Source organism: Candidatus Pelagibacter communis, assembly GCF_001180105.1.
GTDB classification, from domain to species: Bacteria; Pseudomonadota; Alphaproteobacteria; order Pelagibacterales; family Pelagibacteraceae; genus Pelagibacter; species Pelagibacter ubique_K.
On sequence record NZ_CVSO01000024.1, the window covers coordinates 1 to 605 of the forward strand.

At 21.0% G+C, this 605-nt stretch carries 1 pseudogene; it reads left to right on the forward strand.

Features of this window, described 5'->3' with window-relative positions:
* Positions 1-591: pseudogene (locus AMN84_RS05030) on the forward strand (DNA primase); the annotation flags it as partial.
* Between the last annotated feature and the right edge of the window lie 14 nt (positions 592-605).

The following is a 605-nucleotide window of genomic DNA, read 5'->3' on the forward strand; positions in this document are numbered from 1 at the left end:
GAAAATATTGGTAATATGATTAAAGACAATGTTGTAAAAAAATATGTTTTAGGTTTTTTTTTGGATAGCTTGTCTAAATTTTCACCTCATAATTTTTTGGAAGGGTCATCAAAAAAATTTACAGTAAAAAAAAGGTCTCTTGTTGAAACAAAAAAGAGATTGCAAAAAACAGAAAAATTAACATCGATACAGATTAAAGAATTTTGTTTTTTGTATATAATTTTAAATAATCTAAACCTTTTTTATCAAAGAATTGATTTAATTGAAGAAACAAATCTTTTTACTAAAGAAAACGTTTTAATATTTGATAAAATTATTGAGAGCTTGAAAGAAGGTAACTATGACAATATTGAAATAGACAGACAGTTATTAGATCAAATAAATGATTATGCAAATATAAAACATATTGTTCAAAAAAATGACAAAGATGAAAATAAAGTGATTGAAATTCTAAATGATATAAAACAAGATTTAAAAACTTATAATCATGAATTAAGAATAAAAGAATTAGAATCAAAATTCGCTAAAGATTTTAATCAAAATACATTCGACGAAATTAATAGGCTTAAAAAGAAGCAAAATATCAATTAATTATGAAAATTTTT